At 70.9% G+C, this 14,887-nt stretch carries 16 protein-coding genes; 4 read left to right on the forward strand and 12 right to left on the reverse strand.

Features of this window, described 5'->3' with window-relative positions:
* Positions 1-117 precede the first annotated feature (117 nt).
* Positions 118-279 carry a hypothetical protein gene (locus IE185_RS24530; RefSeq protein ID WP_189716024.1) on the reverse strand — a complete coding sequence of 54 codons (162 nt, stop codon included), beginning with the start codon at positions 277-279 and terminating at the stop codon, positions 118-120.
* Positions 280-433: 154 nt separating this feature from the next.
* Here IE185_RS24530 and IE185_RS24535 point away from each other — a divergent pair, with 154 nt between their 5' ends.
* Both IE185_RS24535 and IE185_RS24540 read left to right on the forward strand, forming a co-directional pair.
* The gene (locus tag IE185_RS24535; RefSeq protein ID WP_138897834.1) at positions 434-1,258 is read left to right on the forward strand and encodes an SCO4651 family lipoprotein; all 825 of its coding nucleotides are present in this window, start codon (positions 434-436) and stop codon (positions 1,256-1,258) included.
* Positions 1,259-1,369: 111 nt separating this feature from the next.
* Positions 1,370-1,585 carry a hypothetical protein gene (locus IE185_RS24540; protein WP_138897833.1) on the forward strand — a complete coding sequence of 72 codons (216 nt, stop codon included), beginning with the start codon at positions 1,370-1,372 and terminating at the stop codon, positions 1,583-1,585.
* Between the two features lie 41 nt (positions 1,586-1,626).
* On the opposite strand, the gene IE185_RS24545 is transcribed toward IE185_RS24540, so the two are convergent.
* The gene (locus tag IE185_RS24545; RefSeq protein ID WP_138897832.1) at positions 1,627-1,995 is read right to left on the reverse strand and encodes a metal-sensitive transcriptional regulator; all 369 of its coding nucleotides are present in this window, start codon (positions 1,993-1,995) and stop codon (positions 1,627-1,629) included.
* Between the two features lie 195 nt (positions 1,996-2,190).
* On the opposite strand from IE185_RS24545, the gene IE185_RS24550 reads away from it, so the two are divergent.
* Together IE185_RS24550 and IE185_RS24555 are read left to right on the forward strand one after the other, a co-directional pair.
* Positions 2,191-2,811 carry a DUF47 domain-containing protein gene (locus tag IE185_RS24550; protein ID WP_028814660.1) on the forward strand — a complete coding sequence of 207 codons (621 nt, stop codon included), beginning with the start codon at positions 2,191-2,193 and terminating at the stop codon, positions 2,809-2,811.
* A 6-nt stretch (positions 2,812-2,817) separates the two neighbouring features.
* Positions 2,818-3,816 carry an inorganic phosphate transporter gene (locus IE185_RS24555; RefSeq protein WP_138897831.1) on the forward strand — a complete coding sequence of 333 codons (999 nt, stop codon included), beginning with the start codon at positions 2,818-2,820 and terminating at the stop codon, positions 3,814-3,816.
* Between the two features lie 124 nt (positions 3,817-3,940).
* On the opposite strand, the gene pstB is transcribed toward IE185_RS24555, so the two are convergent.
* The 10 genes from pstB to IE185_RS24605 all read right to left on the reverse strand — a co-directional run bounded on the left by pstB (position 3,941) and on the right by IE185_RS24605 (position 14,827).
* Positions 3,941-4,717, reverse strand: a complete 777-nt coding sequence (gene pstB / locus IE185_RS24560) for a phosphate ABC transporter ATP-binding protein PstB (protein WP_138897830.1) — start codon at positions 4,715-4,717, stop codon at positions 3,941-3,943.
* A gap of 24 nt (positions 4,718-4,741) precedes the next feature.
* The gene (pstA, locus tag IE185_RS24565) at positions 4,742-5,800 is read right to left on the reverse strand and encodes a phosphate ABC transporter permease PstA (RefSeq protein ID WP_138897835.1); all 1,059 of its coding nucleotides are present in this window, start codon (positions 5,798-5,800) and stop codon (positions 4,742-4,744) included.
* 17 nt (positions 5,801-5,817) lie between these two features.
* The gene (gene pstC, locus IE185_RS24570; protein ID WP_138897829.1) at positions 5,818-6,819 is read right to left on the reverse strand and encodes a phosphate ABC transporter permease subunit PstC; all 1,002 of its coding nucleotides are present in this window, start codon (positions 6,817-6,819) and stop codon (positions 5,818-5,820) included.
* 97 nt (positions 6,820-6,916) lie between these two features.
* Positions 6,917-8,050 (reverse strand): phosphate ABC transporter substrate-binding protein PstS, encoded by a 1,134-nt coding sequence (pstS, locus tag IE185_RS24575; protein WP_138899557.1) that lies wholly within the window; start codon positions 8,048-8,050, stop codon positions 6,917-6,919.
* 436 nt (positions 8,051-8,486) lie between these two features.
* Complete coding sequence (locus tag IE185_RS24580) at positions 8,487-8,903, reverse strand: NUDIX hydrolase (protein WP_138898968.1); 417 nt, start codon at positions 8,901-8,903, stop codon at positions 8,487-8,489.
* A complete protein-coding gene (locus IE185_RS24585) occupies positions 8,900-9,946 on the reverse strand; it encodes a CHAD domain-containing protein (RefSeq protein WP_373303752.1) in 1,047 nt (348 codons plus the stop codon). Before IE185_RS24585 ends, IE185_RS24580 begins: the two co-directional genes overlap by 4 nt.
* A gap of 73 nt (positions 9,947-10,019) precedes the next feature.
* On the reverse strand, positions 10,020-12,260 hold the full coding sequence (locus IE185_RS24590) for an RNA degradosome polyphosphate kinase (protein ID WP_189716028.1): 2,241 nt from the start codon (positions 12,258-12,260) through the stop codon (positions 10,020-10,022).
* A gap of 277 nt (positions 12,261-12,537) precedes the next feature.
* On the reverse strand, positions 12,538-13,545 hold the full coding sequence (locus tag IE185_RS24595; RefSeq protein WP_138897076.1) for an ABC-2 membrane transporter-related protein: 1,008 nt from the start codon (positions 13,543-13,545) through the stop codon (positions 12,538-12,540).
* Positions 13,542-14,444: an ABC transporter ATP-binding protein gene (locus tag IE185_RS24600; protein ID WP_138897075.1), complete on the reverse strand. Its 903-nt coding sequence runs from the start codon at positions 14,442-14,444 to the stop codon at positions 13,542-13,544. The genes IE185_RS24595 and IE185_RS24600 overlap by 4 nt, the downstream gene beginning before the upstream one ends.
* On the reverse strand, positions 14,441-14,827 hold the full coding sequence (locus tag IE185_RS24605; RefSeq protein WP_138897078.1) for a GntR family transcriptional regulator: 387 nt from the start codon (positions 14,825-14,827) through the stop codon (positions 14,441-14,443). Before IE185_RS24605 ends, IE185_RS24600 begins: the two co-directional genes overlap by 4 nt.
* Positions 14,828-14,887 lie beyond the last annotated feature (60 nt).

A 14,887-nucleotide genomic window follows, 5' to 3' on the forward strand; every position in this document is an offset into this window, starting at 1 on the left:
GCCTCCCGCAGGGCGAGACGGCTCTGCGGCGGTCCGGGTTCCTGCGGGGCGGAGGTTTTTTGCCCGGAGGGGGTGGGGCTCACGGGCGGCGGGGTGGGAGCGGCGACTGCTGTGGGGTCAGGTCGTGGTCGCGTGTGCGTCGGCGTCCGCGCGGGCCCTTTCACGGGAGCGACGGGCCGGGCCGCGCCAGCCGCAGGAGCAGTGGGCGAAGCAGAAGGAGCCGCGTTCGGTGGTGCCGGTGCGGTGGGTCGGGGCGTCCGGTGTGGCCTCTTGAAGCACGCCTCCACCGTACCGGGGGACTTGGGCTCCGGGTTCGGCGGCCGCCCGACCGGATGAGCACCGGCCGGCGGGCGTGACCGGTGGCGGTGGGGGGTCGTTAGACGGGTCGGGTGGGATCGGACACCGGGCGGCAGTGCGTTGGGGGTTGGCGGCGATGGTGGTGCAGCAGCACAGGGTCAAGGGCGGTGCGACCGCCGTGGCCGTCGCGGCGGGGCTGATCGCCTGCGCCGGATGTTCCGGCGGTGGCGCGGTCGCCGAGGACCAGCAGGGCGGTGACCCCCTGGCCACCGTGCGCGGCGCCGCCGACGGGCTCGTCGCCGCGGGCAGCTCCGAGGCCCGCACGTCCATGGTCATGGCGACCGGCGGCACCCGGGTCACCATCCGGGGCGAAGGGGCGTACGACTTCAAGAAGCGGATGGGGCAGCTCAAGGTGCTGCTGCCACCCGACCCCGACGGCGCGGACAAGCACCGGCCGATCACCGAACTGCTCGCGCCCGGCGCGCTCTACATGAAGAACCGGGGCGCCGGCGTGCCCGCCGACAAATGGGTACGGATCGACACGGCCACGCTGGACGACGGGAACCTGGTCACCGGCGGAGCCACGGACCCGCTCGTCGCCGCCGAGTTGCTGCGCGGAGCGAAGGAAGCGGCGTACGTCGGGCGGGCCGATGTGGCCGGCACCGGGGTCCGGCACTATCGCGGGGTCACCGACATCGCCCGCGCCGCCCGCGTCGCCTCGCCGCACGTGCGCGGCGCGCTGAGCGCCGCGGCGAAAGGGTTCGCCAAGGACGCGGTCCCGTTCGACGCGTACCTCGACGACCAGGGGCGGCTGCGCAAGGTCCGCCACCGGTTCGACTTCGCCAACGCGGGACGTACGGTCGCCGTCGCCTCCACGACGCTGCTGTACGCGTTCGGGGCGCCCGTCGAGGTGCGGCTGCCGGCCGCGCGCGACATCTACGCCGGGAAGATCCAGGCGTAGGGCGAGGCCCTGTCCGCCACGGGTGGGTGGCGGGGAAATGGTCCGTCCGTGCCATGCGCGGTGTGTGCGGCGCTGCCTACGCTAGGAAGCCGACGACGGCTGGAAGAGGTGATGCACGTGGCTCCGCTCGGCAGCAGTACGCCCGTCCATGACCACGTCGCCCTCGCCGAGATCGAGCTGTGCGGCGAGTTGATGATCGCGGCGTCCGCGGTCGACGGGGAACGGCTCAGCCCGGACCGTATCGACGAGGTGCTGAAGGTGGGAGCGGGCGTGGCCGCCACGGCGGCCGAAGGCGCCGAGTGGCCCCGGCGGCGGCGGGAGCGGTAGTCCGGCGGCCGTCGGGCCCCCGGACCACCGGTCCGCATGGATCAGGTCCGCAGCAGGCGGGCGATCGCCTTGGTGGCCTCTTCGACCTTCTCGTCGATCTCTCCGCCGCCCTTGACCGCCGCGTCCGCCACGCAGTGCCGCAGGTGCTCCTCCAGGAGCTGGAGGGCGAAGGACTGCAGGGCCTTCGTCGACGCCGAGACCTGGGTGAGTATGTCGATGCAGTAGACGTCCTCGTCGACCAGTCGCTGCAGGCCGCGGATCTGGCCCTCGATCCGGCGCAGGCGCTTGAGGTGCTCGTCCTTCTGCTTGTGGTATCCGTGCACGCCGAGGTCGTGGTCGGTCACCACGGCTTCGGGGGATCCGGAGGGCGCGTCGCTCGTCGTCGCGCCGGCCGCCTCGGTGGTCGTCATCGCGTCCTCCCGTTGTCCTCAAAGGGGCTGTATACCCCTCATGGGTATATGGTAACGAATTTCCGGGGTAGGGGCTCGGGGGCCCGTACAGAGCACTGTGCCTGATGGGCGACACTGAAGAACGCCGGTTAGCCGTGGCCGGATGATGCGCCTAGCATCACCCTGACCGAATCCAATGCACCCCGAGGACCCCACGTGCGCTTTCGTCTGACCCCCAGGGAGACGAGCTTCTACGACATGTTCTCCGCATCCGCGGACAACATCGTCACGGGCTCGAAGCTCCTGATGGAACTGCTCGGAGCGGACTCCTCCGCCCGAGTCGAGATCGCGGAGCGGATGAGGGCAGCGGAGCACGCGGGGGACGACGCGACCCACGCGATCTTCCACCAGCTGAACTCCTCGTTCATCACGCCGTTCGACCGCGAGGACATCTACAACCTCGCGTCGCAGCTCGACGACATCATGGATTACATGGAGGAGGCCGTCGACCTGGTCGTGCTGTACCAGATCGAGGAGCTGCCCAAGGGTGTCGAGCAGCAGATCGAGGTGCTGGCCCGGGCCGCCGAGCTGACCGCCGAGGCCATGCCGCACCTGCGGACCATGACGAACCTCACCGAGTACTGGATCGAGGTCAACCGCCTCGAGAACCAGGCCGACCAGATCCACCGCAAGCTGCTCGCGCACCTGTTCAACGGCAAGTACGACGCCATGGACGTGCTGAAGCTGAAGCAGATCGTGGACGTGCTGGAGGAGGCCGCCGACGCCTTCGAGCACGTCGCCAACACGGTCGAGACGATCGCCGTCAAGGAGTCCTGACCTCCGGTGGACACCTTTGCGCTCATCGTGACCATCGGGGTCGCGCTCGGATTCACGTACACCAACGGCTTTCACGATTCCGCGAACGCCATCGCGACTTCGGTTTCCACGCGGGCGCTGACCCCGCGCGCGGCCCTTGCCATGGCCGCCGTGATGAACCTGGCCGGTGCCTTCCTCGGCAGCGGCGTCGCCAAGACCGTCAGTGAGGGGCTCATCGCGACCCCGCACGGCGACAAGGGGATGGGAATCCTCTTCGCCGCCCTGGTCGGGGCGATCGTATGGAACCTCGTCACCTGGTACTTCGGGCTCCCGTCGTCCTCCTCGCACGCGCTGTTCGGCGGCATGGTGGGCGCGGCGCTCGCGGGTGGCACCGAGGTCATCTGGAACGGGGTGCTGGAGAAGGTCGTCATCCCGATGTTCATCTCGCCGTTCGTCGGGCTGCTGCTCGGCTACCTGGTGATGGTCGTCATCCTGTGGATGTTCCGGAAGGCGAACCCGCACAAGGCGAAGCGCGGCTTCCGTATCGCCCAGACCGTCTCCGCGGCAGGCATGGCGCTCGGGCACGGCCTCCAGGACGCGCAGAAGACCATGGGCATCGTGGTGATGGCCCTGGTCATCGCCGATGTCGAGGGTCAGGGCGACGCGATCCCGATGTGGGTCAAGATCGCCTGCGCGCTGACGCTCTCGCTCGGTACGTACGCGGGCGGCTGGCGGATCATGCGGACGCTCGGCCGGCGGATCATCGAGCTGGACCCGCCGCAGGGCTTCGCGGCGGAGACCACGGCCGCGTCCGTGATGTACACGGCCTCGTTCATGTTCCACGCGCCGATCTCGACGACGCACGTCATCACCTCCGCGATCATGGGCGTCGGCTCGACCAAGGGGTCGCGCGCCGTGCGGTGGGGCGTCGCCAAGAACATTGTGATGGGCTGGTTCATCACCATGCCCGCGGCCGCACTCGTGGCCGCGGCGTGCTACTGGCTCGTGCTGCTGGCCTTCGGTTAGCCGTCCCGCCGTACGTACGGAAAACGGGCCCGCCCCCCGCTCCTCGTGAGGAGTGGGGGGCGGGCCCTTTGCCTTGCGGTGGCACCGCCATGCAGCACCGCAGGACAGGCGGGGCGGCCGGCTTCTAGCCGAAGCGGCCGGAGATGTAGTCCTCGGTGGCCTGGACGGACGGGTTGGAGAAGATCCGCTCCGTGTCGTCTATCTCGATCAGCTTGCCGGGCTGGCCGATCGCCGCGAGGTTGAAGAACGCCGTACGGTCCGAGACGCGCGCGGCCTGCTGCATGTTGTGCGTCACGATGACGATCGTGAAGCGCTCCTTCAGCTCGCCGATCAGGTCCTCGATGGCGAGGGTCGAGATCGGGTCGAGCGCCGAGCACGGCTCGTCCATGAGGAGGACCTGCGGCTCGACCGCGATCGCGCGGGCGATGCACAGGCGCTGCTGCTGGCCGCCGGAGAGACCGGAACCGGGCTTGTTGAGGCGGTCCTTGACCTCGTTCCAGAGGTTCGCGCCGCGCAGGGACTTCTCGACGACCTCGGCCAGCTTGTTCTTCTTGTACGAGCCGTTGAGGCGCAGGCCCGCCGCCACGTTGTCGAAGATCGACATGGTGGGGAAGGGGTTCGGGCGCTGGAAGACCATGCCGACCGTACGGCGGACGGCGACCGGGTCGACGTCCTTGGCGTACAGGTTCTCGTCGTCCAGGAGGACCTTGCCCTCGACGCGGCCGCCGGGGGTGACCTCGTGCATCCGGTTGAGGGTGCGCAGGAAGGTGGACTTGCCGCAGCCGGAGGGGCCGATGAAGGCCGTCACGGAGCGGGGCTCGACGGTCATCGAGATGTCGTCGATCGCCTTGTGGTTGCCGTAGTAGGCCGACAGGCCGCTGATGTCGATTCGCTTGGCCATCTGAATCACTGCTTTCTGCTGGCCTTAGCGGCCGGTGCTCGGGGCCTTCCAGCGGGCGATGCCGCGGGCCACCAGGTTGAGGATCATGACGAAGGCGATCAGGACGAGCGCTGCGCCCCATGCGCGGTCGACCGACGCTTCCGTGCCGACGATGTACTGCTCGTACACGTACAGCGGAAGCGAGGACTGGGCGCCTTCGAAGGGGTTCGGGTTGATCAGCTTCGTACCGAAGACGAGCAACAGAACCGGGGCGGTCTCACCCGTGATACGGGCCACCGCGAGCATGACGCCGGTGGTGATTCCGCCGATCGCGGTCGGCAGCACCACCTTGAGGATAGTCCGCCACTTGGGGACGCCGAGAGCCAGAGAGGCCTCGCGCAGCTCGTTGGGGACGAGCTTGAGCATCTCCTCGGTGGAGCGGACGACGACCGGCATCATCAGGATCGCGAGGGCCAGCGCGCCGGCGAATCCGGAGGGCCCGAAGCCCAGCATCAGATTCCAGGTGGCGAGGATGAACAGGCCCGCGACGATCGACGGGATGCCCGTCATGACGTCGACGAAGAAGGTGACGGTCTTCGCGAGCCTGCCGCGGCCGTACTCGACCAGGTAGACCGCGGTGAGCAGGCCGATCGGGGCGGCGATCAGCGTCGCGATGCCGACCTGCTCCAGGGTGCCGAGCAGGGCGTGGTAGACGCCGCCGCCCTCGTCGGTGTCGAGCAGGCCGCTCATCGAGTGGCTGAGGAAGTAGCCGTCGATGACCTTGATGCCCTTGCTGATCGTCACCCAGGCCAGGGAGAGCAGCGGGACGAGGGCGAGGATGAAGCAGACCCAGACGACGCTGGTCGCCACGCGGTCCTTGCCCTGGCGGCTGCCCTCCACCTTGGTGGTGATCGCGAAGGTGGCCAGTACGAAGATCAGGGCGGCCAGCATGCCCCACTGCACCCGGCTGTGCCAGCCGGCGACGAGACCGAGGCCGATGCCGGCCGCGACGGATCCGACGGCGATGGCGGCCGGGGCCCACCGGGGGAGCCGGGCGTGGGCGAGCTTGGCGTGCGGGACGGGGGAGACCGGGGGCTTGTCCATTACCTGGCTTGTCTGGTTCATGCGTTGGCCCCCGAGTACTCCTTGCGGCGGCCGATGATCCAGCGGGCGGCGCCGTTGACCAGCAACGTGATGACGAAGAGCACGAGACCGGAGGCGATCAGGGCGTCACGGCCGAACTCGTCCGCCTCGTTGAACTTCGCGGCGATGTTCTGCGCGAAGGTGCCGCCGCCCGGGTCGAGCAGCCGGCCGGAGATGATGAAGCTGGGGGAGAGCACGACGGCGACGGCCATCGTCTCGCCGAGGGCGCGGCCCAGGCCCAGCATCGAGGCGCTGATGATGCCCGAGCGGCCGAAGGGGAGTACGGACATCCGCATGACTTCCCAGCGCGTGGCGCCGAGGGCCAGGGCGGCCTCCTCGTGCATCTTCGGCGACTGGAGGAAGACCTCGCGGGTCACGTTGGTGACGATGGGCAGGATCATGATCGCCAGCAGGATGCCGACCGTGAAGAGGTTGCGGGCGACGCCGTCGCTCGTCTTGTCGAAGATGTACGTCCAGCCGAAGTACTCGTCGAGCCACTTGTTGAGGCCGTCCAGGTACGGGACCAGGAAGACGGCGCCCCAGAGGCCGTAGATGATGCTCGGCACCGCCGCGAGCAGGTCGACCACGTACGCGAGCGGCGTGGCCAGCCTGCGCGGGGCGTAGTGCGAGATGAACAGCGCGATGCCGATGGCGACCGGCACGGCGATGAACATGGCGATGATCGAGCTGACGATCGTGCCGAAGAGGAGGACGGCGATGCCGAAGACCGGCGGCTTGCCGGCCGGGTTCCACTCGGAGGTGGTGAGGAAGTTGGCGTCGTCCTCGGAGACGGCGAGCCCGGCGCGGTAGGTGAGGAAGGCCGCGATGGCGCCCATGATCACCAGAAGTGCGATGCCCGACCCCCGGGACAGACCGAGGAAGATCCGGTCACCGGCGTGGGTGCTGCCCTGGGAGGCCAGCGTGTTGCCGGGTGCGGGCGGGGGTGGGGAGGACGAGGTGGGTTCGGTAGCTATATCCATCGGTTTTCTCCGGTCTGCGGAGCCCGGTGGGGCTCCTGGCGGCGGTGCACCGGAAGGCGCGGCCGGCCCCTCGTGACGGGGCCGGCCGCGACCGGGGTCAGGAGAGGGTGGGAACGATCTCGCGGACCTTGGCCGCGATCTCGGCGGGCAGCGGCGCGTAGTCGGCGTCCGCCAGGACCTTCTGACCGTCCTCGCTGACGGTGTAGTTCAGGAAGGCCTTGAGGGCGGGCAGGGTCTCCGGGTTGTTGCCCTTGTCGCAGGCGATCTCGTACGTCACCAGGACGATCGGGTAGGCGCCCTCGGCCTTGGTGGCGTAGTCGAGGGAGAGGGCCATGTCCTTGCCCTTGCCGGTGACCTTGGCGGCGGCGATCGCCTTGGAGGCGTTCTCCGTGGTGGCCTCGACCGGGGCCGCGGCACCGGTGTTGATCTTGACGGTGTTCAGCTTGTTGGCGGTCGCGTACGACAGCTCGAAGTAGCCGATCGCGCCGTTGGTGTCCTTGACGTTGGAGACGACGCCGGAGGAACCGTTGGCGGCCTGGCCGCCCTTGGCGGGCCACGACTTCGACTTGGGGTCGTACTTCCAGTCGCTCGCGGCGGCCGTGTTGAGGTACTTGCCCAGGTTCTGCGTCGTACCCGACTCGTCCGAGCGGTGGAAGGCCTGGATGCTGGTGCTCGGGAGCTTGGCGTCGGGGTTCAGCTTGGCGATCGCCTTGTCGTTCCACTTGGTGATCTTCGAGTCGAAGATCTGCGCCAGCGTCTTGGCGTCGAGCACGAGGTCGTCGACGCCCTCCAGGTTGTAACCGATGGCGACGGGGCCGCCGACCATCGGCAGGTTGATGCCCTGGCCGGTCTTGCAGATCTTCTTCGACTCGGCGACCTCCTCCGGCTTCAGCGCGGAGTCGGAACCGGCGAAGGCGACGCGGCCCTGGGTGAAGTTGGTGATGCCGCCGCCGGAGCCGATGGCCTGGTAGTTGATCTCGACGCCCTCACAGGCGGCCTGGAAGTTCTTGACCCAGAGGTCGATGGCGTTCTTCTGGGCCGTCGAGCCGGCCGCGCGGAGCTGGCCCTTGGCGTCGTCGCACTTGATGTTGCTGGCGGCCTTCGTCTCGCCGGAGCCACCGGTGGAGCCGCTGTTGTCGTCCGAGCCGCACGCCGTGAGGACCAGGGCGCCGGAGACGGCGAGGGCGCCGAGCGCGGTGGCGCGAAGCCGGTTCTTGCGCTGAAGCTTCACTTTCGGAGGGTTCCTTCCAGGAGCCGCCGGTCCCGTGTGGTGGCGGCGTGCGAAGAGGTGGAGTTCTCGGTTTCCAGCTACACAGGGGGGCGGACATCTCACGATGTGCCTCGCACTGTGTACGTCCGAAATTAGGCAGAACAGGTGAAGCCGTCGACGGGGGCGAGTGAACGGGAGGTGAACCGTGCCGAACGGTGTGGTGTGCGGGCTCGTCCCGCGGCGGGTGGTCGGAGGGCCGGCCGGGGACCGGGGGGGATGCTCCCCTTGCCAACGGTCACCGAAACGGCGAAACCGGTTACTCTGCGCGATCGTGCGACCGCGGCGTGGACGGCGGGTGGCTGAAAGAAGCCGGTCGGGGGGTGAGCGGGCGCCGCGCGGGGCAGGACGAAGCGGCGCTTGCTCGCACGCGGCGGTGGGGGGTCCGGACTGCGCCGGATCAGGCCGGGACGACCGCGAGCAGCTGGTCGATCAGGGGCCGGTCGTGACCGTACGTGAGGCGCGCGCGGGCCGTGGAGGGCGGCAGCCAGAGGATCCGGTCCACCTCGTCGCTCGGAGTGAAGGTGCCTCCCGTCGCCTCCGCCGCCCAGTACGACACCCGCTTCGGGCGGCCGTGCGCGACGTACCGCAGCTCGGACAGGGCCGGGCCCGGGGCGCAGCGGTGGCCCGTCTCCTCCTGGACCTCGCGGAGCGCACCCGCGAGCGGGTCCTCGCCGCGCTTCAGCTTGCCTTTGGGGTGCGACCAGTCGTCGTACTTGGGGCGGTGTACGAGGCAGATTTCCAGGACGCCGTCGTACGGCGAGCGGCGCCACAGCACGCAGCCCGCGGCGAGGACCGGGGCATCGTGGCCGGTCACGGGGCCGCCGGGGCCGGTTGCCAGACCTGCTGGAAGGCGAAGCGGGCCGCCTCGACCTCGTGCCGCTGGTCGGCGTGCAGGACGCCGAGGGCGTACGCCGTCGCCGGGGCGATGCGCGGGGTGCGGGCCGCCGACGCCGCCGCCGTGGCCGCCTCGGCCGCGTCGCGATGGCGGTCCAGGGCGCGGGCGGCGGGGCGCGTGTCGCCGGGGCCGATGACGACCTCCTGCGCGTAGCGGTGCAGGCGCAGCAGCAGGCGTACGTGGTGCCAGGGGGCGTCCTGCGCCTCGCTGCTGGGGGCCGGGGCCAGGCCGTGGAGGAGGGCCTCGGCGTTGTACGGGTGCGAGGCGCGGCCCAGCGGCAGTGCGGCCACCGCTTCCCTGAGCCGCTGCTCGGCGCCGGTCGCCAGCGGCGTGAGCACCTCGGCGGCGGGCGCGGCGGCGGCGGGGCCGAGCGGCACGTCCGAGGCGAGTAAGGCCACGGCGTCGGCGACCGCGTGGAACCGCGAGGAGCCCAGGGCCTGGAGCGCCGCCGAGTGGGCCCGCGTCCTGGCCAGCGTCAGCTGCCGCTCCAGGAGCGCTCCGGCCCGGGCCGCGCCCACGGTCAGCGAACTCCCCGGCTCCGACGAGCCGCCCCCGCGTGCCGGGGGCACCGGGACGCCGCCGGTGCCGCCGCCGGTACCGCCGCCCGCGCCGGAGAGCCGGTTCAGGGCCTCCAGGAGCCGGTTCAGGCGGCCCGCGTAGGCGTGCTCGCGGGCCAGGACGCCGGAGAGCCAGGCCAGCTCCGCCCGCAGGGTGTCGGCCCAGCCCGTCTCGGTCAGTGGCCGGAACGTGTGCAGCGTGCCGCTGATCCGCCGCGCGGCGGCGCGCAGGGCCCGGGCCGCCTCGGCCGCCTCCGCGGCGCCCTGCGGGTCCTGGCCGCTCTCGCGGTGCAGGCGCAGGCTCCGCAGGAACTCGGCGGCCCGGGCGTGCAGGTAGGGGGCGAGCAGCTCGCGGGAGGGCAGGTCGTGCGCGGGGAGCCCGCGGGCCGACAAGGCCTCCGCCAGTGCCTCGGCGGGCCCGGCCGTCTCCCCCAGGGGCCGGCCGGTGTCCGGCCGGGAGCCGGGGCGGGATGCGGTGTCATGGTGTTGCACGCCGGCGCCTCCGGGCGTCAATGAGCATCTCCTGTACGTGCCGCAGCGGCTGACCGTCGGCGTCCGCCGAGTGCCGCGTCCAGTTGCCGTCGGGGCCCAGGTGCCAGGAGGCCGTCGAGTCGGACATTCCGGTTTCCAGCAGCCGGCTCAGCGACGCCCGGTGTGCGGGGTCGGTGACCCGGACCAGCGCCTCGATGCGGCGGTCGAGGTTGCGGTGCATCATGTCGGCGCTGCCGAACCAGACCTCGGGCTCGCCGCCGTTGCCGAAGGCGAAGACCCGGGAGTGTTCGAGGAAGCGGCCGAGTATCGAGCGGACCCGGATGTTCTCCGAGAGGCCCGCGACCCCGGGGCGTATCGCGCAGATCCCGCGTACCCAGATGTCGACCTGCACGCCCGCCCTCGCCGCCCGGTAGCAGGCGTCGATTATCGCTTCGTCGACCATCGAGTTGACCTTGATCCGGACGTACGCGGGGCGGCCCGCCTGGTGGTGCGCGGTCTCCTTGTTGATCCGGGCGACCAGCCCGTCCCGCAGCGACTTGGGCGCGACGAGCAGGCGGCGGTACGTCTCACGGCGCGAGTAGCCGGACAGCCGGTTGAAGAGGTCGGAGAGGTCGGCGCCGACCTGCGGGTTGGCGGTCAGCAGCCCCAGGTCCTCGTACAGGCGGGCCGTCTTGGGGTGGTAGTTCCCCGTGCCGACGTGCGAGTAGCGGACCAGCTGGTCGCCCTCCTGGCGGACCACCAGGGACAGCTTGCAGTGCGTCTTGAGACCCACCAGCCCGTACACGACGTGGCAGCCGGACTCCTCCAGCTTGCGCGCCCACTTGATGTTGGCCTGTTCGTCGAAGCGGGCCTTGATCTCGACGAGGACGAGGACCTGCTTGCCGGACTCGGCGGCGTCGATCAGCGCGTCCACTATGGGGGAGTCGCCCGAGGTGCGGTACAGCGTCTGCTTGATCGCCAGCACGTCCGGGTCCGCCGCCGCCTGCTCCAGGAACGCCTGCACGGAGGTCGAGAAGGAGTCGTACGGGTGGTGCAGCAGCACGTCGCGCTCGCGCAGGGCGGCGAAGACGTCCGGCGCGGACGCCGACTCCACCTCCGCGAGGTCCCGGTGGGTGCCCGCGATGTACTTCGGGAACTTCAGCTCCGGCCGGTCCAGCGCCGCGATGCCGAAGAGTCCGGTCAGGTCCAGCGGGCCGGGCAGCGGGTACACCTCGGCGTCGGACATCTTCAGCTCGCGCACGAGCAGGTCCAGGACGTACGGGTCGATGGACTCCTCGACCTCCAGGCGCACCGGCGGGCCGAAGCGGCGGCGCATGAGCTCCTTCTCCAGCGCCTGGAGGAGGTTCTCGGTGTCGTCCTCCTCGACCTCCAGGTCCTCGTTCCTGGTCACCCGGAACATGTGGTGCGCGAGCACCTCCATGCCCGGGAAGAGCTCTTCGAGGTGCGCCGCGATGACGTCCTCAAGGGGTACGTACCGCTGCGGCGACGCCTCCAGGAAGCGGGACAGCAGCGGCGGCACCTTGACGCGGGCGAAGTGCCGGTGGCCGCTGACCGGGTTGCGTACGACCACGGCGAGGTTGAGCGAGAGCCCCGAGATGTACGGGAAGGGGTGGGCGGGGTCCACGGCCAGCGGGGTGAGGACCGGGAAGATCTGCTGGCGGAAGAGCGTGAAGAGGCGCGCCTGCTCCTTCTCGGTCAGCTCGGGCCAGCGGATCAGGTGCACGCCCTCGTCGGCGAGGGCGGGGGCGATGTCCTGCTGGTAGCAGGCGGCGTGCCGGGCCATGAGCTCGCGCGAGCGGGTCCAGATGAGCTCCAGCACCTCGCGGGGCTGGAGGCCGGACGCGGACCGGGTGGCGACACCGGTGGCGATACGGCGCTTGAGGCCGGCGACCCGGACCATGAAGAACTCGTCCAGGTTCGAGGCGAAGATCGCGAGGAAGTTCGCTCGTTCGAGGAGGGGCGTGGCCGGGTCCTCGGCGAGTTCGAGCACCCGCTCGTTGAAGGCGAGCCAGCTGCGTTCCCGGTCGAGGAAGCGGCCCTGTGGCAGCTCGGCGTCGGCGCCCGCGCCTTCCGCGTACTCCGCGTACGCGTCCAGGTCGGCGTCGATGTCGGGATCCAGGTTGGTCACCGGCGACCCCGCCAGGGTGTGCGGGCGGTGCGCGGCGATGGAACCGACGGACGGCTGAGCATGCTGGACAGGGACATCGGCGCTCGGCTGCTGGCTCATGACCCCATTGTTCCGCGCGTCGGGGGTGCCGGGCGCGTCGAGGAGGGGTGATGTGCGGGAGGCTCTCCCGTTCGGGGAGGGTGGCACAGCGGGCTGCATTCCGAGAGGGTCGCAAGCGTGTCTGAATGCGCGGTAACGGAGACATGACATGCAGGCTGCGGGGCCGGGGCCGCCAGGGCCCTCGGGGCCCCGGACCCGCCCCCGGCCCCGCGTGCCGGACCCCGGGGCTGCTGCGGCGGGACCGCGCAGACCCCCGTCCGGCGCGGTCCCGCCCGGCTCAGGCGTGCCTGCGGCGCAGGACGCGGAGGGCGGCGTACACGGCGGCCGCCGCGAGAGCCAGCACGATGCCGGATTCGACGAGCTGGGCGTACCAGAAGTGCGCGTGGGGATGGAAGTCCACGAACCAGTCGGTGGCCGTCACGTCGGAGGGGCAGCGGGCACCGAACAGCGGTTCAGGTACGCACTCCCGGAGGAAGAAGCGCTCACCGGCGGCGTTCTGCAGGCCCGATTCGACAAGAAAGACATCCACGGGCAGGCCGGTGGGGTGTGGGCTTTCGATGCTGCCGGGCCCGGTGAGCGTGTTCACCGGGACCAGGTCCCACCGCACGGTTCCGGCGACGAGCAGCACGGCCCCGGTCACCGCGGCCGTGGCCGCCATGGCGGCGACCGTGCGGCGTACGAGCAGGCCGAGGAGCGCGCCCACGGCTACGGCGAGCAGGCAGTACGCGACCAGGGCCGGGCCGGTCGCCTCGTAGACCCCGCGGTCGGGCCAGTTCAGGTTCCACATGCCCGGCATCCCGGAGCCGCCGAGCTGGAAGACACCGATGAAGGTGAGGGCCGCCGCCGTGGCGAGCGTCGCGCAGACCGCGAGCTTCGAGGCGAACCAGCGCGCCGGGGAGACCGACTGGGTCCAGGCGAGGCGGTGCAGCCCCGATTCCAGTTCGCGGGCGACGACCGGACCCGCGACGAACGCGCCGACCAGCACGGGCAGGAGGAGGCCCGCGAGGGAGACGTTCTTCATGTACTCGTACAGCAGGGTCGCGGCGCTGTGGAAGCCGAGGAACGTGTCGCTGCAGGGACCGCCGTCCGAGCAGTCGAACTCCTTCTCGGGATAGGCCCACGCCGCCCACCGCAGGAAGCCCGTCAGCGCGGCGCCCAGGACGAAGACGGCGAGGGCCAGCAGCAGCGGCGTGCGGTGAAGGCGCAGGAAGACCCACAGGGGTCCACGCAGGCCGGTGTCCGGGGCGGGCCGAGTGGTGTCCGGGGAGGTCGTCGTGGTGCTCACGCGGCCACCCCCCGCGCCGCGCGCGCCGTCGTGTCCGGGGCGAGCAGCGGCGGCGCGTCCGGGGAGCGCAGATGGGCGAGCAACAGTTCCTCCAGGGAAGGCTCTTCGGCGTCCCAGCCGTCGCCGACCGGGCCCTCGTGGCGGATCAGGGCAGTGGTCCCCCGCCCGGTGGCGCGGGACTCGACGACGGTGTGCGGGGCGAGGTCCGACGCCGGGGCCAGCCCGGTGACCAGGGTGTGCGCCGCGACCAGGTCGTCGATGGGGCCGCCGAGGCGGACGCGGCCCCCGGAGACGAGCAGCAGGTGGTCGCAGGCGTCGGCCAGTTCGCCGATGATGTGCGACGACATCACGACGGTGGTGCCGTGTTCCACGGCCTCGGCCATCAGCGTGCCCATCAGCTGGTGGCGGGCCAGTGGGTCCAGGTCGGCCATCGGCTCGTCCAGCAGCATGAGTTCGGGCCGCTTGCCGAGCGCGAGGGCCAGGGCCACGCGGGTGCGCTGGCCGCCCGAGAGCGTACGGACGCGTGCGCCGGGGTCGAGTCCGCCCTCCTGGACGACGCGGTCCGCGACGCGCCCGTCCCAGCGGGCGGGGTTGAGCTCCGCGCCCAGGCGCAGGGTGTCCGCGACGGTGAGTTGCGGGTAGAGCGGCTTCTCCTGGGCGACGTACGCGATGCGGTCGCGGGCCGCGGCGGGGGACGTGCCGAGGACGGTGAGCGAACCCTCGGTGGGGCGGAGCAGTCCGGCCGCGTGGGCGAGGAGGGTCGACTTGCCGGCGCCGTTGGGACCGACGACCGCGCAGACGCGTCCTGCGGGCAGCCGGAAGGAACACGCGCGCAGCGCCCATCCCCGCCGCCCGTAGCGCTTGCCCAGGGCGGCCGCCTCGATGGCGGTGTCGCTCATGCGTGATCTCCCTTGAACTGCTCGTCCAGTACGGATGTGAAGAGCGCGGCCACGTCGTCCTTCTCCAGCCCGGCCTCGCGGGCCCGCGTCGCCCACTCCACGAGCTCGCCGCGCAGGGGCGAGTCGGCGGGCGTGCTGCCCAGTGACCTGCGTACGAACGTGCCGAGCCCGCGCCGGGCCTCCACCAGGCCCTCGCGCTCCAGTTCGCGGTACGCCTTGAGCACGGTGTTCGGGTTGATCGCGGTCGCCTCGACGACCTCGCGGGCGGTCGGCAGCTTGTCGCCGGGCTCCAGCAGGCCCAGACGCAGGGCCTGTTTGGTCTGGTGCACGATCTGGAGGTAGGTGGCGACGCCGGAGCGCCGGTCGATGCGGAACTCGACCACGTCGGCCTGCACCCCCTTTCACTAATCAAGTAGTGGAATGGTGGTGCAAGAGAGGGGGCG

The sequence above is a fragment of the Streptomyces chryseus genome, assembly GCF_014650755.1.
Taxonomy (GTDB): Bacteria; Actinomycetota; Actinomycetes; order Streptomycetales; family Streptomycetaceae; genus Streptomyces; species Streptomyces chryseus.